General features: G+C 70.9%; 25 protein-coding genes. 14 read left to right on the forward strand and 11 right to left on the reverse strand.

Features of this window, described 5'->3' with window-relative positions:
• Positions 1-84: 84 nt before the first annotated feature.
• From P1Y20_RS09730 to P1Y20_RS09740, 3 genes are all read left to right on the forward strand, one after another.
• The gene (locus tag P1Y20_RS09730) at positions 85-1,185 is read left to right on the forward strand and encodes a M24 family metallopeptidase (protein WP_304448468.1); all 1,101 of its coding nucleotides are present in this window, start codon (positions 85-87) and stop codon (positions 1,183-1,185) included.
• A gap of 120 nt (positions 1,186-1,305) precedes the next feature.
• Positions 1,306-3,147, forward strand: coding sequence for a right-handed parallel beta-helix repeat-containing protein (locus tag P1Y20_RS09735; RefSeq protein WP_304448469.1), 1,842 nt, complete (start codon positions 1,306-1,308; stop codon positions 3,145-3,147).
• Positions 3,148-3,462: 315 nt separating this feature from the next.
• Positions 3,463-3,600 (forward strand): hypothetical protein, encoded by a 138-nt coding sequence (locus P1Y20_RS09740; RefSeq protein ID WP_304448470.1) that lies wholly within the window; start codon positions 3,463-3,465, stop codon positions 3,598-3,600.
• A gap of 29 nt (positions 3,601-3,629) precedes the next feature.
• On the opposite strand, the gene tuf is transcribed toward P1Y20_RS09740, so the two are convergent.
• Positions 3,630-4,895, reverse strand: a complete 1,266-nt coding sequence (gene tuf / locus P1Y20_RS09745) for a translation elongation factor EF-1 subunit alpha (RefSeq protein WP_304448471.1) — start codon at positions 4,893-4,895, stop codon at positions 3,630-3,632.
• 221 nt (positions 4,896-5,116) lie between these two features.
• Between tuf and P1Y20_RS09750 the strand changes: the two genes are divergently transcribed.
• Positions 5,117-6,256 (forward strand): CBS domain-containing protein, encoded by a 1,140-nt coding sequence (locus P1Y20_RS09750; protein WP_304448472.1) that lies wholly within the window; start codon positions 5,117-5,119, stop codon positions 6,254-6,256.
• Here P1Y20_RS09750 and P1Y20_RS09755 read toward each other — a convergent pair whose 3' ends face one another.
• Both P1Y20_RS09755 and P1Y20_RS09760 read right to left on the reverse strand, forming a co-directional pair.
• Positions 6,257-6,940 carry a helix-turn-helix domain-containing protein gene (locus P1Y20_RS09755; protein ID WP_304448473.1) on the reverse strand — a complete coding sequence of 228 codons (684 nt, stop codon included), beginning with the start codon at positions 6,938-6,940 and terminating at the stop codon, positions 6,257-6,259.
• An 89-nt stretch (positions 6,941-7,029) separates the two neighbouring features.
• Positions 7,030-8,013 (reverse strand): metallophosphoesterase family protein, encoded by a 984-nt coding sequence (locus P1Y20_RS09760; RefSeq protein WP_304448474.1) that lies wholly within the window; start codon positions 8,011-8,013, stop codon positions 7,030-7,032.
• A gap of 160 nt (positions 8,014-8,173) precedes the next feature.
• Here P1Y20_RS09760 and P1Y20_RS09765 point away from each other — a divergent pair, with 160 nt between their 5' ends.
• Positions 8,174-8,875: a helix-turn-helix domain-containing protein gene (locus P1Y20_RS09765; RefSeq protein WP_304448475.1), complete on the forward strand. Its 702-nt coding sequence runs from the start codon at positions 8,174-8,176 to the stop codon at positions 8,873-8,875.
• Positions 8,876-8,968: 93 nt separating this feature from the next.
• Entirely contained in the window at positions 8,969-9,175 is a 207-nt protein-coding gene (locus tag P1Y20_RS09770) for a hypothetical protein (RefSeq protein ID WP_304448476.1), read from the forward strand.
• A 60-nt stretch (positions 9,176-9,235) separates the two neighbouring features.
• On the opposite strand, the gene P1Y20_RS09775 is transcribed toward P1Y20_RS09770, so the two are convergent.
• The 4 genes from P1Y20_RS09775 to P1Y20_RS09790 all read right to left on the reverse strand — a co-directional run bounded on the left by P1Y20_RS09775 (position 9,236) and on the right by P1Y20_RS09790 (position 12,518).
• Complete coding sequence (locus P1Y20_RS09775) at positions 9,236-9,415, reverse strand: hypothetical protein (RefSeq protein ID WP_304448477.1); 180 nt, start codon at positions 9,413-9,415, stop codon at positions 9,236-9,238.
• A gap of 78 nt (positions 9,416-9,493) precedes the next feature.
• Positions 9,494-10,072: a DUF8054 family protein gene (locus P1Y20_RS09780; protein WP_304448478.1), complete on the reverse strand. Its 579-nt coding sequence runs from the start codon at positions 10,070-10,072 to the stop codon at positions 9,494-9,496.
• Positions 10,069-10,842 carry a nucleotide-binding protein gene (locus P1Y20_RS09785; RefSeq protein ID WP_304448479.1) on the reverse strand — a complete coding sequence of 258 codons (774 nt, stop codon included), beginning with the start codon at positions 10,840-10,842 and terminating at the stop codon, positions 10,069-10,071. The genes P1Y20_RS09780 and P1Y20_RS09785 overlap by 4 nt, the downstream gene beginning before the upstream one ends.
• Before the next feature lie 182 nt (positions 10,843-11,024).
• Positions 11,025-12,518, reverse strand: coding sequence for a cobyric acid synthase (locus P1Y20_RS09790; RefSeq protein WP_304448480.1), 1,494 nt, complete (start codon positions 12,516-12,518; stop codon positions 11,025-11,027).
• Between the two features lie 117 nt (positions 12,519-12,635).
• Between P1Y20_RS09790 and P1Y20_RS09795 the strand changes: the two genes are divergently transcribed.
• The gene (locus P1Y20_RS09795; protein ID WP_304448481.1) at positions 12,636-13,196 is read left to right on the forward strand and encodes a DoxX family protein; all 561 of its coding nucleotides are present in this window, start codon (positions 12,636-12,638) and stop codon (positions 13,194-13,196) included.
• A gap of 25 nt (positions 13,197-13,221) precedes the next feature.
• On the opposite strand, the gene P1Y20_RS09800 is transcribed toward P1Y20_RS09795, so the two are convergent.
• On the reverse strand, positions 13,222-13,848 hold the full coding sequence (locus P1Y20_RS09800; RefSeq protein WP_304449483.1) for a cob(I)yrinic acid a,c-diamide adenosyltransferase: 627 nt from the start codon (positions 13,846-13,848) through the stop codon (positions 13,222-13,224).
• A 201-nt stretch (positions 13,849-14,049) separates the two neighbouring features.
• Between P1Y20_RS09800 and P1Y20_RS09805 the strand changes: the two genes are divergently transcribed.
• The 5 genes from P1Y20_RS09805 (at position 14,050) to P1Y20_RS09825 (ending at position 17,016) form a co-directional block, all read left to right on the forward strand.
• Positions 14,050-14,196, forward strand: a complete 147-nt coding sequence (locus tag P1Y20_RS09805) for a hypothetical protein (RefSeq protein WP_304448482.1) — start codon at positions 14,050-14,052, stop codon at positions 14,194-14,196.
• A 306-nt stretch (positions 14,197-14,502) separates the two neighbouring features.
• A complete protein-coding gene (locus P1Y20_RS09810; protein ID WP_304448483.1) occupies positions 14,503-14,652 on the forward strand; it encodes a DUF7512 family protein in 150 nt (49 codons plus the stop codon).
• A 1-nt stretch (position 14,653) separates the two neighbouring features.
• Complete coding sequence (locus P1Y20_RS09815) at positions 14,654-15,640, forward strand: sulfite exporter TauE/SafE family protein (RefSeq protein WP_304448484.1); 987 nt, start codon at positions 14,654-14,656, stop codon at positions 15,638-15,640.
• 90 nt (positions 15,641-15,730) lie between these two features.
• Complete coding sequence (locus P1Y20_RS09820; RefSeq protein ID WP_304448485.1) at positions 15,731-16,132, forward strand: helix-turn-helix domain-containing protein; 402 nt, start codon at positions 15,731-15,733, stop codon at positions 16,130-16,132.
• A gap of 65 nt (positions 16,133-16,197) precedes the next feature.
• Entirely contained in the window at positions 16,198-17,016 is an 819-nt protein-coding gene (locus P1Y20_RS09825; RefSeq protein ID WP_304448486.1) for a DUF7839 domain-containing protein, read from the forward strand.
• A 137-nt stretch (positions 17,017-17,153) separates the two neighbouring features.
• Here the strand turns inward: P1Y20_RS09825 and P1Y20_RS09830 are convergent, their stop codons facing one another.
• A complete protein-coding gene (locus tag P1Y20_RS09830; protein WP_304448487.1) occupies positions 17,154-17,417 on the reverse strand; it encodes a hypothetical protein in 264 nt (87 codons plus the stop codon).
• On the opposite strand from P1Y20_RS09830, the gene P1Y20_RS09835 reads away from it, so the two are divergent.
• Together P1Y20_RS09835 and P1Y20_RS09840 are read left to right on the forward strand one after the other, a co-directional pair.
• Positions 17,416-17,556 carry a hypothetical protein gene (locus tag P1Y20_RS09835; protein WP_304448488.1) on the forward strand — a complete coding sequence of 47 codons (141 nt, stop codon included), beginning with the start codon at positions 17,416-17,418 and terminating at the stop codon, positions 17,554-17,556. The genes P1Y20_RS09830 and P1Y20_RS09835 overlap by 2 nt on opposite strands.
• A 291-nt stretch (positions 17,557-17,847) precedes the next feature.
• Entirely contained in the window at positions 17,848-18,750 is a 903-nt protein-coding gene (locus P1Y20_RS09840; protein WP_304448489.1) for an alpha/beta hydrolase, read from the forward strand.
• Between the two features lie 24 nt (positions 18,751-18,774).
• Here the strand turns inward: P1Y20_RS09840 and P1Y20_RS09845 are convergent, their stop codons facing one another.
• The gene (locus tag P1Y20_RS09845; RefSeq protein WP_304448490.1) at positions 18,775-19,515 is read right to left on the reverse strand and encodes an adenosylcobinamide amidohydrolase; all 741 of its coding nucleotides are present in this window, start codon (positions 19,513-19,515) and stop codon (positions 18,775-18,777) included.
• Positions 19,499-20,521 (reverse strand): threonine-phosphate decarboxylase CobD, encoded by a 1,023-nt coding sequence (gene cobD / locus P1Y20_RS09850; protein ID WP_304448491.1) that lies wholly within the window; start codon positions 20,519-20,521, stop codon positions 19,499-19,501. The genes P1Y20_RS09845 and cobD overlap by 17 nt, the downstream gene beginning before the upstream one ends.
• Position 20,522: the final 1 nt, after the last annotated feature.

Below are 20,522 nucleotides of genomic sequence, written 5' to 3' on the forward strand. Positions count from 1 at the left end.
CGGTTCCATCGTAGCCACAACGATTATTAGCCCGCTTCGTTCCGGCGCCGATGCGTTTTAGCCGCCGAGCGCGAACCCCCCGATATGTCGCCGTTCGAACGCCGAACGCGGGCCTGTCGGGAACGCCTCGACGCCCGTGGCGCCGACGCCCTCGTCCTGTTCCCCAGTCGCAACCTCTACTACCTCACCGGGTTCAGCGAGACGCCCGGCGAACGCCACCTGCTGTTCGTCCTCCCGCGCGAGGGCACCCCGACCGTCCTCGTCCCGGAACTGTACGGCGAGCAGGTGCGCGAGGCGACGTGGGTCGAGGACGTGCGCACCTGGGCGGACGACGAGGACCCGCGCGCGCGACTCGGCGAGGTGGTCGACGACGAGTGGACGTCGGTACTCGTCGACGACACGATGTGGGCGCGCTTCACGCAGGACCTCCGCGCGCTCCTCCCGGAGGCGACGTTCGGACTGGCGAGCGAGGCCCTCGCCCCGCTCCGACTCCGCAAGGACGACGCCGAACGCGACGCCCTCCGGCGGGCCGGTCAGGTCGCCGACGAGGTGGTCGAGGAGGTGCGCGCGCTCGGGAGCGAGGCGGTCGGGATGACCGAGGACGACCTCGCCCGCGAGATAGCGCGCCGTCTCGACGCGGCCGGCGGGAGCGGCGTCTCCTTCGAACCGCTCGTCGGGTCCGGCCCGAACGGCGCGAAACCCCACCACGCTCACGGGACGCGTCGCATCGAGGCGGGCGACCCCGTCGTCCTCGACTTCGGGACGGTGGTCGACGAGTACCCGAGCGACCAGACGCGTACCGTCGTCTTCGACGGCGAACCGGGCGCGCGGTTCCGCGAGGTCCACGAGGTGGTCAGGGAGGCGCAGGCGGCCGCGGTGGCCGCCGTCGCGCCGGGTGTCACGGCGGCGAGCGTCGACGCCGCCGCCCGCGACGTCGTCGAGGCCGCGGGCTACGGCGAGCGGTTCATCCACCGGACGGGCCACGGCGTCGGCCTGGACGTCCACGAGGGACCGTACGTCGTCGCCGGCAACGACCGCGAACTGGAACCCGGGATGGTGTTCAGCGTCGAACCCGGCGTCTACCTCCCCGGCGAGTTCGGCGTCCGCATCGAGGACCTCGTCTGCGTGACCGAGGACGGCTGTGAACGGCTGAACCACACCGACCGCGGCTGGCGCTGTCCGTAGCGACGCCGTCGAACGGTACTCGTGCTGTCAGCGGTCCTGATGCTACCGTGTAAGTGACAATGAACTCCCGAAACAGGTGCGAATAACAGAGTAGTAGCTAGTCAGTAGTTACCGATGGACATGACAGCCACAACAGCACCACGAGCGCGACTCGTCGTCGCAGTCACCAGTATCGTCGTCCTCTCGACGCTCCTGACGGGGGTCTCGGGCCTCCCGGCACAGGACGGGACGGGACCGACCGCCATCGACGCGTGTACCGTCGTCGACGAACCCGGCGAGTACGTCCTCACGGGGAATCTCGTCGCAGGAGATGACGAAGCATGTCTCGTGGTCGACGCGACCGGAGCGGTCAGCATCGACGGAGCGGGTTACAGCGTCACCGGCGGCATCGACGGGTCTGGGACCGACGATGACCCGTCGGTCGACCCAGATGCGCGCGAGCTCGTTCTCGACGTGCGCGACCTGACCGTCGACACGATTCGCTACCCGGGCGGTGAAGGCGGCGGCGGTGGCGGCGCGTCGGGGACGCTGGAGAACGTCACCGTCGAGACGCTGGCCGTCGCCAGCGCGGAGGACTGGACCGTCCAGTCGAGTCACGTGACCGACCCCATCATCGGACTCTACGCCGGAGACGTCACCATCCGCGACAGCACGTTCGAGGGACGCGTGGCGTTCGACGAGAACACCGCGCGGTTCACCGTCGTGAACAACACGTTCGCCGAACCCGTCCTGTTCTGGGAGCAGTTGTTCGACAGCTACGTCGCCGAGAACACGTTCCGCGGCAGTCTCGACCTGTTCTCCGCCGGTGGTCCGTCGACGAACAACACCATCGAGAACAACGAGTTCGCCGTCGACGGCGACGATGTCGCCGGCATCGAGGAAGGCGCACTCGTCTTCGAGGGCGGCGACGACAACCTCGTTCGGAACAACACCATCACCGTCACCGGCGGCGTCGGGGGCGACGACCCCACGCTCCGGAGCAACGGCGTGTTCATCAACGGCGAGCGGAACGTCGTCACCGGCAACACCATCTCGGGGGCTGGCAACGGCATCTACCTCTACTGGGCTGCCGACAACGAAATCAGCGAGAACACCATCACGGGCAACGACGCGGGAATCCTGTTCCGCGTCGCGTCCGCCACCGCAACGGACAACCGCATCACCGACAACCGCCTCGGCGTCGAGGTCACAGACGAGCGCATCGACGAGGTCACCTTCGAGCGAAACGACCTCGCGAACAACACCGAGTTCGGGGTCTCCAACGCGGCTCCCGAGGGTGCCGTCTTCGACGCGCGGAACAACAGCTGGGGCGACGCCTCCGGCCCGTCGAGCGCCCCCGCGAACGACAGCGACGTGCCCTTCGCTGACCCCGTGACCGGCGCGCTCGCTGACGGTGCGGGTTCCGCGGTTAGTGAGGGCGAGGACCCCGGCGTCTCGAACGTCCGCTTCGACCCGTTCGTCGGCGGCGACGACGGACCGACGGACCCGGAACCCGAACCCGAACCCGAACCCGAACCCGAACCCGAACCCGAACCCGAACCCGAACCCGTCGACGGGCCGTACTACCAGGTCGACTTCGCTGTCGGTCCCGTCATCGAACAGTTCGGGTCACCAGACAGCGACGGGTTCTACTCGGACCAATCGCGCCTGATTCGCTTCCTGCACGGGAGCGCGGAGACGCCCGTGGAGCGAAGCGGCGCGCCCTCGACGCTCACCGACGAGCGCGCCGCCTGCGTGGACGTCGAGTCGTTCGACGTGGAGGACGACAGTGCGGTCGTCCGGTTCACCGTCGAGTCCGGGTGCGGCGACGACTACTCGCTCGTCAGCTACGAGAAGCCGGGCGCCGGGTGGAGTCGCGCCACCGCGGCGGAGCAGTCGCTCCACGACAGCACGACCAGCGAACTCTACCCCGGCGAACACGAACTCCGCGTCTCCCTGCCGGTGAACGGGACCGCAGAGTGAGCGCGTCGTGAACGGCCCGACCGGCGCGGCGCGCCGGTCGGGCGTCCCCTCCAGGGAGGGGCCTCGAACCACTCTCGCGGGTCGGACAGCAGACGTGGAACTGCTCGCCGTCGTGTTCGACCTGCGTCTCCATCGACTGTTCTTCGAGCGTCTCGTCACAGGCGACACACTCGGGCATGGCGTGCCTCGTTCTCGTGGTTCGCGCCCCGGTCCGGTGCCTTCCCTCGCCGGGAGTCCGTGAGCACGGTGAACGGGACGTCGTCGGAGGCACGCGCGGGCCCGAGGGTTTTCCTCCGTGCCCGGCCATACCCACCTATGGCGAACACCATCGGCTGGTCGCTGTTCAGTTCCGGTATCGTGACGCTGTTGCTCGTCTGGCTGCCGGGGGACTCGCTGTACTGGGGCATCGGGTTGCTCGTCGTCGGCCTGCTGTTGCTCTCGCGGCGGCTCTGAGCCGGAAAGCGTGGGGTGAGAGAGGGGGGTTAGCGCTCGTTCACCTCCAGCACCTTGCCGGCCGCGATGGTCTGGCCCATGTCGCGCACGGCGAAGCTCCCGAGCTCGGGAATCTCCGAGGACGGCTCGATGCTGAGCGGCCGCTGCGGACGCAGGGTGACGATGGCGGCGTCCCCGCTCTCGATGAAGTCCGGGTTCTCCTCTTCGACCTCGCCGCTGGCCGGGTCGAGTTTCTGGTCCAGCGAATCGAACGTGCAGGCCACCTGCGCCGTGTGGGCGTGGACGACCGGCGTGTACCCCGCGGTGATGACCGACGGGTGTTGCATCACGACGACCTGGGCCTGGAACGTCTCGGCGACGCTCGGCGGGTCCTCGGCGGGACCACAGACGTCGCCGCGGCGGATGTCGTTCTTCCCGATGCCGCGGACGTTGAACCCGACGTTGTCGCCCGGTCCCGCTTGCGGGACCTCCTCGTGGTGCATCTCGACGGTCTTGACCTCGCCGCTCACGTCCGAGGGCTGGAACGAGACGTTCATGCCCGGTTCGAGCGTGCCGGTCTCGACCCGTCCGACCGGTACCGTCCCGATGCCCGAGATGGTGTAGACGTCCTGGATGGGCAGGCGTAGCGGCGCGTCCGTGGGCGGTTGCGGTTCGGGGAGGTCGTCGAGCGCCTCCAGGATGATGGGGCCGTCGTACCACGACATGCTGCCCGTCCGTTCCGCGATGTTGTCGCCCTCGAACGCCGAACACGGGATGAAACTCGCGTCGTCGGTCCGGAAGCGGACCTGTTCGAGCAGGGTCTTCACGTCGTCGACCACCTCCCGGTACCGGTCCTCCTCGTAGTCGACGAGGTCCATCTTGTTGACGGCGACGATGAGTTCGCCGATGCCGAGCGTCCGTGCCAGGAAGACGTGCTCCTGGGTCTGGGGCTGGACGCCGTCGTCGACGGCGACGACGAGGACGGCGTGGTCGGCCTGGCTCGCCCCGGTGATCATGTTCTTCACGAAGTCGCGGTGGCCGGGCGTGTCCACGATGGTGAAGTAGTACTCGTCGGTGTCGAAGCGCTGGTGGGCGATGTCGATGGTGACCCCGCGCTCGCGCTCCTCGGCGAGGTTGTCCATCACGTAGGCGAACTCGAAGCCGCCCTTGCCCTTCTCCTGTGCCTCCTCCCGGTACTGCTCGATGACGTGCTCGGGGACGCTTCCCGTCTCGAAGAGCAACCGTCCGACGAGCGTGCTCTTCCCGTGGTCGACGTGGCCGATGATGGCGAGGTTCTGGTGTGGCTTGTCGCTCATAGTCTCTCCTCTCGCGGGCGGTCCCGCTAGTCAGTACCACACGTTTCGAGCGCGGGGGCAAAACGGTTGTGCAGGTGACACGAGTGGTCCGTCGAACGGAGTGTCACGATACGGGAGAGCACTCCGCACGAGAGGGGAGGACTCGTCACGCGGGGTCGTTCGGCATACATGCGCTGGCAAGCACGGTTTACAACAGGCGCCCACGAGTCCCCCGGGACACTATGGACATCGCAGACGTCGCGACGCAGGAGACGGTCGAGGTCACCCCGGAGACGCGACTCGGACAGGTCCGTTCGTCGCTCGAGGAACCGACGGTCGGCGGCGTACTCGTCGTGGAGGACGACGAGTGCGTCGGTGTCGTCACGCCGACGGAGGCGCTCCGGTCGCAACTGGACGACGACGCGTCGGCCTCGCGGCTGGCGAAACCGGTCCCGCACGTCGAGCGCACCCGGAACGTCCGGGACGTCGCCCGCCTCATGGTCGAGAACGAGACGCGCGTCGCCCCGGTCGTCGAGGGCGACTCGCTGTGGGGGAGCGTCACGGCCGACGACCTGCTGGGGGCGGTCACGGAACACCTCGACGTCCTCGACGTGGGGGAGGTCCGGACGACCGAGGTCGTGAGCGTCACGGAGGACGACACCCTCGGCGAGGCGGTCAACCTGATGCGCGAGAACGGCGTCTCGCGCCTCCCGGTCGTCGAGGACGACGGGACGCTTTCGGGGGTGCTCACCACGAGCGACCTCGTCGAGTTCGTCGTCCGCGAGGGCGACCAGCCCGGCAAGGGCCAGCGCGTCGCCGGCGACGAGGCGCTGCTCGACCTGCCCGTCTACGACGCCATGACGCCGAAGACGCTGACGACGACGCCCGAGGCGACGGTCCAGGAGGCCGTCGAAACCATGCTGGAGGAGGACACGGACGGCCTCGTCGTCTCGCCCGAGTACGCCGAACTCGTCGCGGGCGTCGTCACGAAGACGGACGTCCTGCGCGCGCTCAGCTACACCGAGGACGACCACCTCGACGTCCAGATAACGAACGTCGGCCTCCTGCGGACGACGTCCCGCGAGGACGTCGCGGCGCGCATCGAGGAGGTCGTCGACAAACACCGGGAGATGGACGTCCAGCACGTCCACATCCGCTTCAGCGAGCACGACGAGGAGTTCCGCGGGACGAACCTCGTCCGCTGTCAGGTGCGACTGCGCTCGGACGAGGGGTCGCTCGCCGGCACGGGCGAGAGCTTCGGGGCCGACGAGGCGCTGTCGCTCGCGCTCGACCGACTCGAACGGAACGTCCTGGAAGCGAAGGGGCGGCGCGACGACGAGGAGTACCGCGGGCAGTTGCTCCGGAAGCTCGGCGAACTGTAGTCAGGCGGCGTCGACCTGCGCCTGTGCGCAGAACTCGCGAACGACGACGTCGTAGCCCCGGCGCAGGCGTTCGGAGAGCGCCTGGTGGGAGATGCCGAGGTCGGCGGCGATGTCGTCGAGGCTCGTCCGCCGGGGAATCTCGAAGTAGCCGTGTTCGAGGGCGGCGATGAGCGCCTCTCGCTGGTGGGGGGTGAGTGTGCAGTGGGACTGGCGCGTCTGGAGCGGTTCGAACCCCTCGTCGACGTCGAGGTCCTGGACGGACCCGATAGCGGGCGTCAGCCCGCCCTCGACGCAGCAGTCGTAGGCGTCGCTGAACGCCGCGCGGTCGAGGAACACCACGCGAAGGTCCCACTCGCCCTCGCGCCCGACCATGTTCGTGATGCTCCCGCCGCAGTCGGTGAGCGTCCGGAACGTCTCGGTGACCGTCTCGGCCCACTCGACGTGGTAGAGCCAGCCCCCATCGGTGGTCGCGAGGCGAGTCCGGTCCGCGACCGAGGGGTCGGCTTCGAGCGCGGCGTCGAGTCGCGACCCGTCGACCGTCAGCACGCGGAGGAACGTCGCGTCGTGCGTCTCCCCGCTCGCGACCAGCGGTTCGTACTCGAACACCGCCTCGGGGAGGAGTTCCATCGTCTCCCACAGCGCCACCTCGTCGGCGGGCAGTCTGACGCCAGCGATCGTCGCCATGTCCGTGGCCACGCCCCAGCCGGTGGTAAGCTTATTTGCGGCCCGAAAAACTGTAACGAGAAGGAGACAGTCGCCGCGCGAAGGGGCGATCAGTCGTCGGCGACGGCCGACGGCGAGGCGGACGGGGACGCGACGTCCGCGAGGGGGAACGACTCGAAGTACCCGTGGTCGAGGTTCGCCGCGAGCGTCCCATCGCGAGCGCCGTCGCGCTCGGCGTGTGCCAGCGCCTCGTCGGCCCCCTCGGGGTCGGTCAACGGGACCATCGTCACGGTCGCTCCTTCGGGGGTGAGTCGCACCAGGAGGTACGACTGGGGGAACGAGCAGGCGGCGGGAGCGGTCAGGTGCGGGACGCCCGCACGGCGCGCGACGGCGGGCCAGTGGACGTGGCCGGAGACGGCGAGGTCCACGCCGGCGTCGGCGAGTGCCCCGGCGACGGCGTCGGCGTTCCCCACGCGCAGGTGGTCGGCCGTCGAGAACGACGGGACCCGCTCGTGGACGGCGAACGCCGGGTGGTGGAAGACGGCGACCGTGGGGCGGTCGGGGTCGACCGACTCGGCCAGCCACGCGAGTTGGTCCTCGCTCACGTGCCCCGCGTGGCCGTCGGCGAGCGAGCCGTCGGGCGCGGCGGCGCTGTTGAGACCGACGACGTCGACGCCCCCCAGGTCGGCCCGGAAGGGGAGCGACCCGGGGGTGTACGAGTCGACGAAGTCGGCGAGCGCCGGGGTGTCGTGGGGGTCGAACGACTTCGGGACGTCGTGGTTGCCGGGGACGGCCACCGCGGGGGCCGAGAGGTCCGAGAGCAGGGCGTCGACGGCCTCGAACTCCTCGGGAGCGCCGTCCTTCGTCAGGTCGCCGGAGAGGACGACGCCGTCGACGCCGAGGCGGTTGGCGTCGGCGACGGCCGTCGCCAGCCGGGACTCCGTGCGGTGAAAGAGCTTCCACGTGCCCGTCTCCGACGGCGAGACGTGGACGTCGGAGACGACGGCGAGCGTCACGTCCTCCTCCGTCGCGGGGGCCCCGAACCGGGCGAGCAACCGGTCGCGGTCGTGTGTGAACGTCGTGTCGGGAGTCACTAGGTACGCGTAGACGTTCGAGCAACTATAAACAAATCGTATTTTCTATATAGTGTAGTACATAGTCACGGTGGGGTCGTCGGGGTGGTGTCGAGGCGGGGGACGGGCCGGACGAAAGCGCTTTTTGTCACGAACGATACGGACGTAGGAGACAGGGGGTATGATCGACATCACCATCGATATGGAGCAGTACGACTGCCCGTACATCGATATCAGCGACGGTTGTGACGTATCGTTCTCGGCGGCGCAGTGGGAGTTCGACCGGCGGACGGACACCCTCGAGACCCGGATGATAACCGAGGGGGCGGACCGCGACGCCCTCGACAACGGCCTCGGCGCGCTCCGCGAGCACCCGAACCTCACCGACTACGACCTGCTCTCGCGACAGGACCGGGTGGCACACGTCCGGACCACCATCGAGGAGACGGCCGCGATGCACACCATCCGGGAGTCGGGCGGCTACATCACCGGCCCGTTCCACATCGAGGAGGGGAGCGAACTCTGGCACGTCGGGTTCGACCGCGAGGACGGCGCCAACGGGACGCTCGCCGAGTTGGAGCGACAGAACGAGTTCGACGTCGTCGCGCGCCGGAGCGTCGAACTCGCCGACCTCCAGGGCTTCGTCCAGAACGTCTCGGCGGCGATGACGCTCATCGAGGCCTGTCGGGACCTCTCGGAGACCGAACGACGGACGCTGGAGGCGGCCGTCGACGAGGGCTACTTCGAGTGCCCGCGCGGCGCGACGCTCGGCACCCTCGCGGAGCGCTTCGACGTCTCGAAGAGCGCCGTCTCGAAGACGCTCCGCCGCGGCCAGTCGAAGACCATCTCCCGGGTCGCCGAGGCGCTCCGGGCGCTGGACTGACCCCGGACGTCACGAGCACCCGTACCGGGCGTTACTTTCACTTTCACTACGCACATGGCTGACGTTCAAGGTCGAATACCGGTATTCCCGGGTATGGACCTGGACGTCGTCAGGACCCGTCAGACGGGCACAGCAGAGGAGGCCACTCCCCGGGACCGCACGCTCGACGGTCCCCTGATGGTGGACGTCTCGGACGTGAGCGCGAGCGGCGTCGCCGAGTACGTCCGCGTCGCCCTCGACCACGACCGCGTCCACCTCGAACAGCGCGGCGGGCGGACCTTCCTCGTCGCGGACGACTGAGCGCGGCGTCCGACTCGTTTCGAGCGGAACCGCGCGCGAACGCGAGCCCGAGAGACCGCGCTACATGATGGAACGCTCGTCCGTCGGGACGTGCTCCTCGTCGAGTATCGCGATGAGGTTCGCGTAGGGGACGAACGCGACGAACGTCCCCCCCTCGCCGTAGAGGTCGACCCCCTTGTCGCCTCGGTCGTACTCGCTACACTCGATGTCTCCGTCCGGCAAGATGGCACGGTACACCATGACGCTGTTTCGGGGTTCGACGCACTTGAACGTGTCAGCCGTTCCCCTACCGACGGAGGAGTCACGACCACCGGCCCGTCAGCGTCCGGACCCGGGGGGGTCGACCCGGCCGAGGTGGTCGTCGAGGCCCCACTCCGCGGCCCGGCGCTCGGCCTCCGTCCGCGCCTGCTCGCGGATGGCGTCGATGCGCTCCTCGTCCTCGAGGAACGCCGTCAGCGCGTCGAGGTCGTCCCCGTCGTCGGTCGCGTCGTCGGGTGCCCGCTCGCGCGTGCGCTCGGCGAGCGACGGGTCGCCGCCGAGCCGTTCGGCGGGCGTGCCCGGCGAGACGCGCAGTTCGGGGGTGTCGTGGGCGGCGGCGAGCGCGGAGGGAGGGAGTTCGAACAGGTCGAGGCGACACGGGCCGAGGGGGGCGAGGTCGGCGAGCGCCCGCGCGCCGCCCGCGTCGGTCCCGACGTGGTAGGCGAGGACGGGAACGCCCGCCTCGAAGGTGAGGACGAGCGGGTCGCCGTCGTCGAGCAGGAGGGCTTCCTGCGGGGCGAGCAGGGCGTACCCCGTCAGCGACCGGTCGAGGGCGTCTTCCAGGGCGACGGCGACGTCGGCGACCACCCGCGAGCGGAGCAGTTCCCCCCGGGGGATGGGGAGCGCCTCGACGCTCATGGCGGGTCGGGGATGACCGCGCTCCGGAAGCGAGCGGCCACGTCGTCGGCGTCGCCCGCGCGCACGGAGAGCGCGCGGGCCGCCTCGCGGAAGGCGCGTGCGGCCGGGGCGTCGGGAGCGTGCGCCAGCAGCGGTTCGCCCGCCCGGCGGGCCGCCCCCGCCGCCTCGCTCTCCGGTACCGACCCGAGCGTCGGCCCGTCGAAGTAGCGCTCGACGTTCCCCTCGATACGCGAGACCGCCTCCTCGTCGCCCTCGCGGACGCGGTTGAACAGCACGCCCGCGGTGCCCGTGCCGTACGAGCGGGCGTACTCCTGGACCTTCAGCGCGTCCGAGAGCGAGGGGATGGTCGGCTGGAGGACGACGACGACGCGGTCGGCGAGCACGACGGGGAGGACGGCGCTCTTGCTCCCGAGGGCGGCCGGCGAGTCGAGCAGGAGGACGTCGGCGTCGGCCGCGAGGTCCGCGACCGCCTCGCGCAGGCGGGTGGGGTCGGCCTCGCGGAAGGCGGCGAGGCTCGTCCCGCAGGGGACGACCCGCATCCCGAAGCGCTCGTAGGTCGCCTCGGCGACCGGCGCGGTGCCGAGGAGGACGTCGTGCAGGGTCGTGTCGGCGTCGTCGAGGCCGGCGTGGAAGAGCAGGTTCGCCATCCCCGTGTCGGCGTCGACCACCGTCACGTCGTACTCCTCGGCCAGCGCCATGCCGAGCGCGAGCGTGCTCGTCGTCTTTCCCGTGCCGCCCTTCCCGCTGGCGACCGCGAAGGCCTCTACCATTACGTTCGGTGGATGGGTGTTCGTACCTAAACCTTCGCACTCACTCGGCGAGGTCACTCGCCGCGACCAGCAGGAGGACCACCTCACTCGGGTCGTCCTCGGGGGTGAGGTGCGAGACGTACCACCGAACCAGTTCCTCGAGGAGCGCGACGCCGACGCGCGGGTCGTCCCATCGACGAGGACTAGGGGAGCGAGAGGGGGGCGAGGTCTATCTCGCCGACGAGCGACGCCGCCCGGTCGTACGGCGACGGCCCCGCCTCGCCATCGGGTCTGGACAGGCCGGCGGCCGCGAAGACGGCGTCGAGGAAGGCGTCGCGGGCAGTCCGGTTGTCGAACAGGCCGTGGAGGTAGGTCCCGAGGACGCGGTCGGTCGCCGCCCCCGCCGACTCCTCGGGGAACGGGTGGTCCACCGGTCCGAGCGCCCGGGTGCGGCCCATGTGTATCTCGTAGCCGGTCACGGGACCCTCGGCCCCGGAGAGGGGACCGCAGCCGACCAGCCGTCGGGTGACCGGTTCGACCCGTTTTCGCTCCTCGAAGCGCGTCTCGACGGGGAGGAGGCCGAACCCGGGGAGGTCCGAGTCCCCGCCGGTCCCCTCGACGGCCGCGTTCGTGAGTCGCTCGCCGAGGAGCTGGTAGCCGCCGCAGAGGCCGACGACCGGGCCCGAGAACGCCGCGAGGCGGTCGTCGAAGCCGGCCTCGCGGAGCGCGAGCAGGTCGTCGACGGTGTTCTTCGTCCCCGGGAGGACGAGCGCGTCCGCGCCGTCGAGCGACGCGTCGAGCGGCAGGTAGGCGACCCGGACGCCCGGTTCGCGCGCGAGGGGGTCGAGGTCGGTGAAGTTCGAGATGCGCGGGAGGCGCGGGACGGCGACGGTGACCGACTCGGCGTCGGGAATCCCATCCCCCCCTCCTCGAACGGCGCGCTCGCCAACGGGGGGGAGCGAGACGCTGTCCTCCTCGGGGAGCCCCGGGTCGTCGTAGGGGAGGACGCCGAGTATCGGGACGCCGAAGCGCTCCTCGAACGCCTCGACGCCGGGGGCGAGCAGCGAGCGGTCGCCGCGGAACTTCGTGACGACGCAGCCGACCACCCGCTCGCGGACGTCGGCGGGCATCAGTTCGAGGGTGCCCGCGAGGCTGGCGAAGACCCCGCCGCGCTCGATGTCCGCGACGAGGAGGACCGCGATATCGTCCCCGAAGCGGGCCGTCTCGACGTTCGCCAGGTCGCGGTGGTGGAGGTTTATCTCCGCGATGCTGCCCGCCCCCTCGGCGACGACGACGTCGTGTGCCGCGGCGAGCCGCTCCCACGACGCCTCGGCGGCGGCGCGGGCGCGCTCCCAGTGGGTCTCGTAGTAGTCGCCGGCGGCGACGTGCCCGACCGCCCGTCCGTGTATCACCAGTTGCGACTCGCCGCCGCCGCGGGGTTTCAACAGGACGGGGTTGTGGTCGGTGGTGGCCGGCACGCGCGCCGCACGCGCCTGGACGTACTGCGAGACGCCGACCTCCCCGAAGCCGCCGTCGGGCGTGGCGACCGCCCGGGCGTTGTTCGACATGTTCTGTGCCTTGTAGGGGGCGACGTCGACGCCGGCGTCGGCGAGGCGCCGACAGAGGCCGGCGGCGACCGTCGACTTCCCGACGTGGCTGGCCGTCCCGGCGACGAGGACGGTCCGCGCGCGAGGCATAGCGGGAGGTGGCGAGGGGACGCCCTGAAGCTGTCGACGCCCGATTCCACGGATTCGAGAACCGGATACCGGATATATCCCCGTCCGAGAACGAGTGGTAACCGTGAGGTGAGCGAAATGACCAACCAAACCGCAAACCGGTTCGAGACCCGCCTCGGCGACCTGACCGTCACGGGGCGCGCCCACGACCTCGCCGCGTGGTTCGTGCTCGCGCTCCGGCTGATGATCGGCTACGCGTTCCTCTACGCCGGGTGGACGAAGGTAGTGGCCGCGGAGCCGTTCGACGCACGGGGCTACCTCGTGGGGGTCGCTGCCACGAACGGCAACCCCCTCGAAGGGGTGTTCTACTGGATGGGCACCACCGACTGGTTGGTCGCGCTCGCGAACGTGGCCGTCCCGTGGGGTGAACTGCTCATCGGCCTGGGCCTCGTCGTCGGCGCGCTGACCCGTCTCGCGGCGTTCTTCGGCGCGCTGTTGATGGTCCTGTTCTACTTCGGGAACTGGGACGTCGCCCACGGCGTGGTCAACGGCGACCTCGCCTACGCGCTGGTGTTCCTCACCGTCGCGGCCCTCGGCGCGGGGCGCATCCTCGGCCTCGACGCCTACCTCGAACGCTACGAGGTGGACGGCGAACCGCTCGTCGAGCGCTACCCCGTCCTCGACTACGTCCTCGGGTGAAGGCGAGGGGGCCGCGACGGTCCCCTCAGAACTCGGTCCCCTTGCGCGCGCGCTGGCCCGCGTCGATGGGGTGTTTCTCCTTCGCGACCCGCGTCACGAGGTCGGCGTGGTCCAGCAGGTACTCCGGGCGCGTGTGGCTCCCCGTGAGGACGAGTTCGAGCGACTCGGGTTTCGACTCGACCAGTTCGACGACCTCCCCCGGCGAGACGAGACCGCGGTCGGCGGCGTAGAGCAGTTCGTCGACGACGAGCATGTTGACGCCGTCCTCGGGCGACCCCTCGGGGTCGAGCGGGGCGTCGAGGTCGGCCTCGCCGGCGGCCGCGACGAGGTCGCGCGCGCGGTCGAGGCCCGCTCGCGCCTCGCGCTCGTGGTCGGCGTCCGCGGAGCCGTCGTTCATGGCGTGCCAGCCGTAGTGGCCCGCGTTCTCGTAGGAGAAACCGGGGAGGGCGGCGATGGCGTTGTACTCGCCGCGGACGGACTCGACGCTCGCCGCGCCCCCCTTCATCAACTGGAGGAGGTGGACGCGGTAGCCGTGGCCGACCGCACGCATGGCCATCCCGAGGGCGGCGGTGGTCTTGCCCTTCCCGTCGCCCCACCACACCTGCACGAGGCCGAACTCCTCGGGCGCTGCGGGTTCGATGTCGCGCGCCATCGGTGTCACGCCGCCGCCGGGGGCGGCCCGACGGGGGTCGTCGTCGGAGAGGGTCTCGGTCGTCCGCTCGCCGGAGGTGTGTTCGTCGGTCATAGACGGTGTGGGACCGCTCGGTGCATGTAGCCACCGGTCAGGGGTAACCATCGCTTACCGGGGCGTACGACATCTATAACCATAGCGTACTGTCTCGAATGAACAGGTATGTCGTCCAGCATCGACATCGAGTGTCCGAACTGCCGGGACGTCGTCGTCGCCGAACCCGAACCGTCCGGGGCACGACGCGCGACCCTCCGGGGCGAACGGGTGGCCTGCACGTGCGGACACCCCATCGACGTCTACTTCTACTAGACGAGGGCACCACCGTGGTCGACGGGGTCCGGCCTCTCCCCGGACGGGACGGGTGCGACCGGACAGCGATGCGTGTCCGACGCCGAACCGCTCCTCCGGCCGACGGTGCGGCCGCGCGCGAACCGCCACGACTCACACCGGCGACCGTTCGTAGCTACCCGTAACGTATGCATCTCCACGCGTTGGATACCGCGATATAGTATTGTGCGCTAGTCCCAAAACCGTTAAGAGCAGGAACCGGATAGGGAGTACCAGAGAGAAACCCATGACTCACACACGACTCACCCGCGGAGCGGGGTGGTACTGATGTTCGGAATCGAGACGCTGTCGGGGTCGTCGCAGGCCGTCGTGCTGGTCGGCCTCGTCCTCGCGGAGTCGCTGGTCCTCTACGCCGGTTACGGGGGCGTGACCCGCGTCGCGGCGCCGCACCTCGAACGGGCGCTGGGCGGCGAGTGAGATGGCGGTCGAACTCCTCGGCGTCGGCGCCGCCACGCTGGCGCTGTTCGTCGGCTTCGGCGTGCTCGTCGGCGTCCTGTTCGGCTTCTTCGGGATGGGCGGGTCGTTCCTCGTCACGCCGGCGCTGCTCGTGATGGGGTACCCCTCGCGCGTCGCCGTCGGGAGCGGCCTCGCGTTCGTCTTCGGGACGTCGGTCATCGGCGCGCTGCGTCACCGCGACCTCGGACAGGTCGACTACCGCCTCGCGGCCCTGCTGACGGTCAGCGTCAGCGTCGGCATCGAGTTCGGCAAGCGCGCCGTCCTCTCGCTGGAGGCGCTCGGGGCGGCCGACCTCGTCGTCTCCGTCGCGTACGTCGTCCTGCTGGGTGCCGTCGGCGCGTTCGTCGTCGTCGACGCCCGCCGCGAGGGCGACCCGACCGGGAGCGGGGCGGTCCTCGCTCGCGTCCGCCTCCCGCCGACCGTGTCGATACTCGACGGCCCGACCGTCTCCGTCTGGGTCGTCTTCGCCATCGGCCTCGTGGTGGGGGTCCTCGCGGGCTTCCTCGGCGTCGGCGGCGGGTTCCTCCTCATGCCGGCCATGCTGTACGGCCTCGGCGTCCCCGCGGCGGTCGCGGTCGGGACGGACATCCTCCAGATAACCATCTCCGGGGCGGTCGGGAGCTTCCTCTACGCGCAGTCGGGCGGCGTCGACCTCAGCATCGTCGCCCCGCTGCTCGCCGGCAGCGCCCTCGGCGCGCGCGTCGGGTCGGCGGCGACGGGCGTCGTCAGCGAGGACGACATCAAGGGGTACTTCGGGGCGATGCTGCTGCTCGGCGCCGTCGCCGTCGCCATCCGGCAGGTCGGTCTCGCCCTCGGGACGCCCGCCCTGAGCCACCTCAGCCTCGCCATCATCGTCGGGAGCGCGCTGCTCGTCAGCGGTGCCGTCTGCTACAGCAGTCTCCTCGCGCTCCGTCGGAGGGAGGAACCGCGGCCCGCCTCCACCGACTGACCTCGCCGTCGGTCGCGCCCCGCGTCCGGCGTGCGCGGTTATGCACAGACCACACAACTCTTTTTACCGTGGGGTGGCTATCGTCCGTCAATGGCAGACTCGATGAGCGAGTACCTCAAGCAGGACATGGAGTGCGAGGGGTTGCTCGAGTGTATCCACGGGCTCAAGGAACTCGACAAGGAGGTCTTCCGCGTCCTCGTCGAGCACGACGACCCCCTGACGGTCGACGAGGTGGCGACCGCGGTCGACCGGGAGCGCTCGACCGCCTACCGCGCCGTCCAGCGCCTCCTCCAGACCGGCTTCGTCCAGAAGGAACAGGTGAACTACGAACAGGGCGGCTACTACCACGTCTACCGCCCGACCGACCCCGACGTGGTCGCCGACGAGATGCAGCGCATGCTCAACGACTGGTACGCGAAGATGGGGCAACTCATCGCCGAGTTCCGCGACAAGTACGAGGAGACGCCCCGCGCCCAGCCCGCGGAACCGTAGGGACCCGGTGGCGAGCGGCGGGAGCGTCCGGAAAGCTACTTGCACGGGCGCCCGGAAGTGGAACTATGACCGACGGTGTGGACGAGCGTGACGTCGCCGTCCTGCGGAACAAGCGCGACGCCTCGCGGTACCAGATTCTCGTCGCCATCGCCGCGCGCCAGCCGGCGGTGAGCCAGCAGGAGATCGCCGACAGCGTCGGCGTCACCGCCCAGGCTGTCAGCGAGTACATCCGTGCGCTCGTCGACGCCGGCCACGTCGAGAAACACGGTCGCGGGCGCTACGAGGTGACGAAGGAGGGCGTCGACTGGCTCATCTCGCGCACCGAGGACCTCCGGGAGTACACCGAGTTCGTCAGCGAGGACGTCATCGGGCAGGTGGAGTCGGAGACGGCCATCGCGGCCGCGGCCGTGACCGCCGGCGACCGCGTCGCGCTGTCGATGCGCGACGGGACGCTCACCGCCTCGCCCGAGGACGCGGACGCGGGGACCGGTGCCACGGCCGTCGCCCTCACCGACGCCGAGCGGGGAGCGGACCTCGGCGTCGCCGAGTTCGAGGGACTGCTGGAGTACGACCCCGGGACGGTGACCGTCGTCGTCCTGCCCGGCGTACGCGAGGGGGGGAGTCGCGCCGTCGCGGCCGACCGTCTCGTCGACCTCGCGGCGGCCCACGACCTCGTCGGCGTCGCGGGGACGGAGGCGCTGGCGGCGGTCCGGGGCGTCGACCTCGCGCCCGACATCAGGTTCGGCACCCCCCAGGCCGTCCAGGAGGCCGCCGTCAGGGGGCTGTCGGTCCTGCTCGTCGTGACGGCCCGCGAGCGGTCGGCGCACACCGACCGCCTGCGCGAACACAACGTCAGCTACGAACTGGTCGACGTCCGGCAGTAGAGAGGGTCGAAGGGGGGGTTGTCACGTCCGCCGGCGACGCCGGTCGTCGAGGGTCGGCGACGAGCGAGGCGTCCCGGCGGGAGTCGAACCCGCGCGCGCCCCGACCGCGGGGCGGGACGCGTTCGAGCGAGCGCGGGTCACGCGTCCACCGCGGCTTCGACGACGCCGAAACCCGCTTCGAGGTCGGCGGCGTCCGTACCGGCGGCGAGGGCGACGGTCGCGCGCACCTCGACGCGGACGTCGGTCGCCGTGGGCCGAAAGCCCGTGACCTCCAGGGTCTCGACGCGGTCGACGGTCGATACGGCTTCGAGGACGCGCCGCGCGCCGCCGGCGAGGTCGCCGGCGGCACCGCGGGGCACCCACAGTCTGACGGCCACCCGCGTGGCCGGGAGTTCATGCATGGACATGAGGCGTCCGCCGGGGGTCGAACCCGAGGGGTGGCCGCTCCACGCGGACGCGGTGGTCCACCCGGAGTACCCGCTCGCAACCGCGGAGCGGGCGCTCCGACGCGGGGGAATCGATGCTGAGGGAGAACGCTAGCGCACTCGGCCCCACCCAGCATCGACGCGGACGGGGGGACCCGTCCGGTTACGCGAGATGGGTGGACCGAGTGCAGCGGTGCGTGACCGCGTCGACCCCGTACCCCTCGCTGACCGGGACGGCGAGCGTCGGGATGTGGTCGGACGCGGTCATGTGAACGCACCGGCGCCTCGAGGGGCGCGTGGCACGTCATCTCGTATTTCCGGCACCCCCTTAGTCGTTGTGCAGGATTGACACGACGTAGCACACGGCCGGGCGAGCGCTTTACTCGCTTCCCTCGCGAGTGGGGGCATGGACCCGACCGCGCACACCGTCGAGGCCCGCGACGGCCTCTCGCTCAACTGCTGGGAGCAATCGACCGCCGACGCGACCGAGGCCGTCCTCTTCCTCCACGGGAGCATCACCTGCGCGCGAGCGCTGTTCGCCCCGCCGGTGCCCGGCGACGACTCCTACTCCTGGCTGGCGGCGACGGCCGACGCGGGCCGGGCCGCGTTCGCCCTCGACGTCCGCGGGTACGGCGACTCCGAACGACCGCCCGAACTGGACGAGCCACCCGAAGCGAACGGCCCACCGGTCCGCACCGACCTCGCGGCGAACGACGTCGCGGACGCCTTCGCGTTCGTCCGCGAGTCCTACGACGTCGTCCACCTCGTCGGCGTCTCGTGGGGGACCAACACCTGTGGGCGGTTCGTCGAGCGCAACGACCCCGACGTCGCCTCGCTCACGCAGGTCGCCCCGGTCTACGACGTCCCCTACGACGTGGAGGAGGGCCTCGCGGCGCTGGGTCTGGACGCCGACTTCGGCGCCTACCACTACCAGGAGTACGACACCGTGAAGGACCGACAGGGCGAGACGGGCGCGCTCTTCGAGGCCATCTGGCGGACGCAGGTCGAGTCGAACCAGGGCGTCGACGGGGAGCGCTACCTCGCCCAGACCGGCGCGCTCGCCGACTACGACGACTGCGGCCGGGGGAACCCGCCGTACGACGCCGCGGCCCTCGACCTCCCGACGCTCGTCGTCCGGGGGAGCGAGGACGTCATCTCCGTCCGGGAGGACGCGACGACGCTCTACGACGAATTAGGTACCGAGGAAGGGGAGTACCTCGAACTCGCGGGCGGCGACCACTACCTGATGCACGGCGCGCGCCGGGCGGCGCTCTACGACGCCGTGGCGGGGTTCCAGGACCGCGCCTAACGGCGACCGACGACGGGGGAGCGCTCAGGGGACGAACACGTCCGCGCGCGCCGTCGTCGAGAGGCCGTACTTCGCCGCCTCGACGGACCCGGGAACCGCCCAGCCGTCCTCCGAATACCGCGAGTCGAGGCTGGCGCGGACCGCCTCCCGGACGCACGCCCGCGCCGCGCCACCGACCTCGGTGGCGCTCCCGGCGAAGGGGTCCGGAGTCTCACGCACCCGACAGCCGACGACGGCGGCGTCCGTCGTCGTCCCCGGAAAGCCCGTCGTCGCCAGGAGCGTCGCCGTCTTCGCCTCGACGGCGACCCCCAGCAGGCCGGCCAGCGCCCCGTCGGTGAGCGCCGTCGTCGTCCCGAGCAGGACGTTGACCGTCCCCGGCGGTTCCCGGGAGGAGTCGCTCGACCCCTCGACCGAGTCGACGGCGGTGTCGGCGTCGTCGGTCGGCGTCGCCTCACCCACCGGGAGGGCGGCCGGGTTGGAGACGCCGGCGGTGGCGAGGCAGGTGACCGGCCCGAGGCGGGCACAGCGGGCGTGCCGGGCGTCGACGCCCGTGAACAGGGTTGGACCGTCCTCGAAACCGGCGCGCTCGCGCCGCTCGGCGCCGTACGCGTCGAGGTCCACCTCCGGCCACCCGTCGGGGACGCTCACGTTGTAGGCCGCGCGGGTCTCCGTGAACCCGCCGCGCCACCCCGAGGAGAGCCAGCGCGCCCGCTCGTCGCTCCGGAGGCGACCGACGCCCGCGCGCAGGTCAGTCGAGTACGCCATCGACCTCGTCGAGGGTTCGGAGGAGACGGTCGGTCGCCTCGCGCGTCTTCACCGCGACCCGGACGTGCGTGTCGAGGCCCCGGAACGTGGTCGCGTCCCGGAGGGCGATACCCCGCTCGCGGAGGGCGGCGAGGAGCGGCGCGGGGTCGGCCCCCACGTCGCAGAGCAGGTAGGGCGCGTCGGAGGGGTGGACGTCGAACCCCCTCGCTTCGAGGCCGTCGCGCAGGTGTGCACGCTCAGCGACGACCCGTTCGCGCGTCTCGTGGACGAAGCGCTCGTCGCGCAGGCAGTGAGTGCCGACGGCGGCGGCGGGCGTCCCGAGCGCCCAGGCGGGGACGGCGGTCCGCAGGCGGGCGGCGAGGTGGCCGGTGGCGACGGCGAACCCCGCCCGGAGGCCGGGGAGGCCGAACACCTTCGTCAGCGAGCGGGCGACGACGACCCCCTCGCGGCCGGCGAGCGAGTCCCGCGCCACGAAGTCGAGGAACGCCTCGTCGACGAGTAGCGGCGTCCCCGCCGCGCGACAGCGTTCGTGGAACGCGTCGAGGCGTTCCGGTGACGGGAGGTCGCCGGTGGGGTTGTTCGGCGTGCAGAGCACCGCGAGGGCGTGGCCCGCGGGGTCGGCGTCGAGCGCGTCGGTCTGCGCGACGAACGCGGGGACGCCACCCTGCAGGCGCACCTCGCGGGCGTACTCGCCGAAGGAGGGGGACGGGACGAGCACGGTGTCGCCGGGCGAGACGGTGACGCCCATCGCGAGGCGGATGGCGGCGAGGCCGCCCGGCGTCGGGACGACGCTCTCGGGGTCGCAGCCGACGTAGTCGGCGGCGGCCGCCCGGAAGTCGGGGTAGTCGTCGCGGGGGTACGTGCGCGAGGCCTCGAACGCCCGGTCGTACGCGCTCCGGGCACCCCCGGGGACGACCGGGTTGCAGTTCGCGCTCAGGTCGAGGGCGACGCTGTCGTCGCTGCCGTGGGGCACCCGGTCGACGCTCTCGACGCTCTCTGGGTCCATC

Origin of the sequence: Halomarina ordinaria (genome assembly GCF_030553305.1) — an archaeon.
Classification (GTDB): Archaea; Halobacteriota; Halobacteria; order Halobacteriales; family Haloarculaceae; genus Halomarina; species Halomarina ordinaria.

Excerpts from the sequence above, each read along its gene's own strand:
- P1Y20_RS09770 (WP_304448476.1), top strand. The coding sequence starts at position 8,969 with ATGGACCTGGACGTCGTCAGGACCCGTCAGACGGGCACAGCAGAGGAG.
- P1Y20_RS09810 (WP_304448483.1), top strand. The coding sequence starts at position 14,503 with ATGTTCGGAATCGAGACGCTGTCGGGGTCGTCGCAGGCCGTCGTGCTG.
- P1Y20_RS09775 (WP_304448477.1), bottom strand. The coding sequence starts at position 9,415 with ATGGTGTACCGTGCCATCTTGCCGGACGGAGACATCGAGTGTAGCGAG.
- P1Y20_RS09795 (WP_304448481.1), top strand. The coding sequence starts at position 12,636 with ATGACCAACCAAACCGCAAACCGGTTCGAGACCCGCCTCGGCGACCTG.
- P1Y20_RS09825 (WP_304448486.1), top strand. The coding sequence starts at position 16,198 with ATGACCGACGGTGTGGACGAGCGTGACGTCGCCGTCCTGCGGAACAAG.
- P1Y20_RS09800 (WP_304449483.1), bottom strand. The coding sequence starts at position 13,848 with ATGGCGCGCGACATCGAACCCGCAGCGCCCGAGGAGTTCGGCCTCGTG.
- P1Y20_RS09755 (WP_304448473.1), bottom strand. The coding sequence starts at position 6,940 with ATGGCGACGATCGCTGGCGTCAGACTGCCCGCCGACGAGGTGGCGCTG.
- cobD (WP_304448491.1), bottom strand. The coding sequence starts at position 20,521 with ATGGACCCAGAGAGCGTCGAGAGCGTCGACCGGGTGCCCCACGGCAGC.
- P1Y20_RS09815 (WP_304448484.1), top strand. The coding sequence starts at position 14,654 with ATGGCGGTCGAACTCCTCGGCGTCGGCGCCGCCACGCTGGCGCTGTTC.
- P1Y20_RS09730 (WP_304448468.1), top strand. The coding sequence starts at position 85 with ATGTCGCCGTTCGAACGCCGAACGCGGGCCTGTCGGGAACGCCTCGAC.
- P1Y20_RS09845 (WP_304448490.1), bottom strand. The coding sequence starts at position 19,515 with ATGGCGTACTCGACTGACCTGCGCGCGGGCGTCGGTCGCCTCCGGAGC.
- tuf (WP_304448471.1), bottom strand. The coding sequence starts at position 4,895 with ATGAGCGACAAGCCACACCAGAACCTCGCCATCATCGGCCACGTCGAC.
- P1Y20_RS09750 (WP_304448472.1), top strand. The coding sequence starts at position 5,117 with ATGGACATCGCAGACGTCGCGACGCAGGAGACGGTCGAGGTCACCCCG.
- P1Y20_RS09785 (WP_304448479.1), bottom strand. The coding sequence starts at position 10,842 with ATGGTAGAGGCCTTCGCGGTCGCCAGCGGGAAGGGCGGCACGGGAAAG.
- P1Y20_RS09835 (WP_304448488.1), top strand. The coding sequence starts at position 17,416 with ATGGACATGAGGCGTCCGCCGGGGGTCGAACCCGAGGGGTGGCCGCTC.
- P1Y20_RS09805 (WP_304448482.1), top strand. The coding sequence starts at position 14,050 with ATGTCGTCCAGCATCGACATCGAGTGTCCGAACTGCCGGGACGTCGTC.
- P1Y20_RS09830 (WP_304448487.1), bottom strand. The coding sequence starts at position 17,417 with ATGCATGAACTCCCGGCCACGCGGGTGGCCGTCAGACTGTGGGTGCCC.
- P1Y20_RS09840 (WP_304448489.1), top strand. The coding sequence starts at position 17,848 with ATGGACCCGACCGCGCACACCGTCGAGGCCCGCGACGGCCTCTCGCTC.
- P1Y20_RS09790 (WP_304448480.1), bottom strand. The coding sequence starts at position 12,518 with ATGCCTCGCGCGCGGACCGTCCTCGTCGCCGGGACGGCCAGCCACGTC.
- P1Y20_RS09820 (WP_304448485.1), top strand. The coding sequence starts at position 15,731 with ATGGCAGACTCGATGAGCGAGTACCTCAAGCAGGACATGGAGTGCGAG.
- P1Y20_RS09740 (WP_304448470.1), top strand. The coding sequence starts at position 3,463 with ATGGCGAACACCATCGGCTGGTCGCTGTTCAGTTCCGGTATCGTGACG.
- P1Y20_RS09765 (WP_304448475.1), top strand. The coding sequence starts at position 8,174 with ATGATCGACATCACCATCGATATGGAGCAGTACGACTGCCCGTACATC.
- P1Y20_RS09780 (WP_304448478.1), bottom strand. The coding sequence starts at position 10,072 with ATGAGCGTCGAGGCGCTCCCCATCCCCCGGGGGGAACTGCTCCGCTCG.
- P1Y20_RS09735 (WP_304448469.1), top strand. The coding sequence starts at position 1,306 with ATGACAGCCACAACAGCACCACGAGCGCGACTCGTCGTCGCAGTCACC.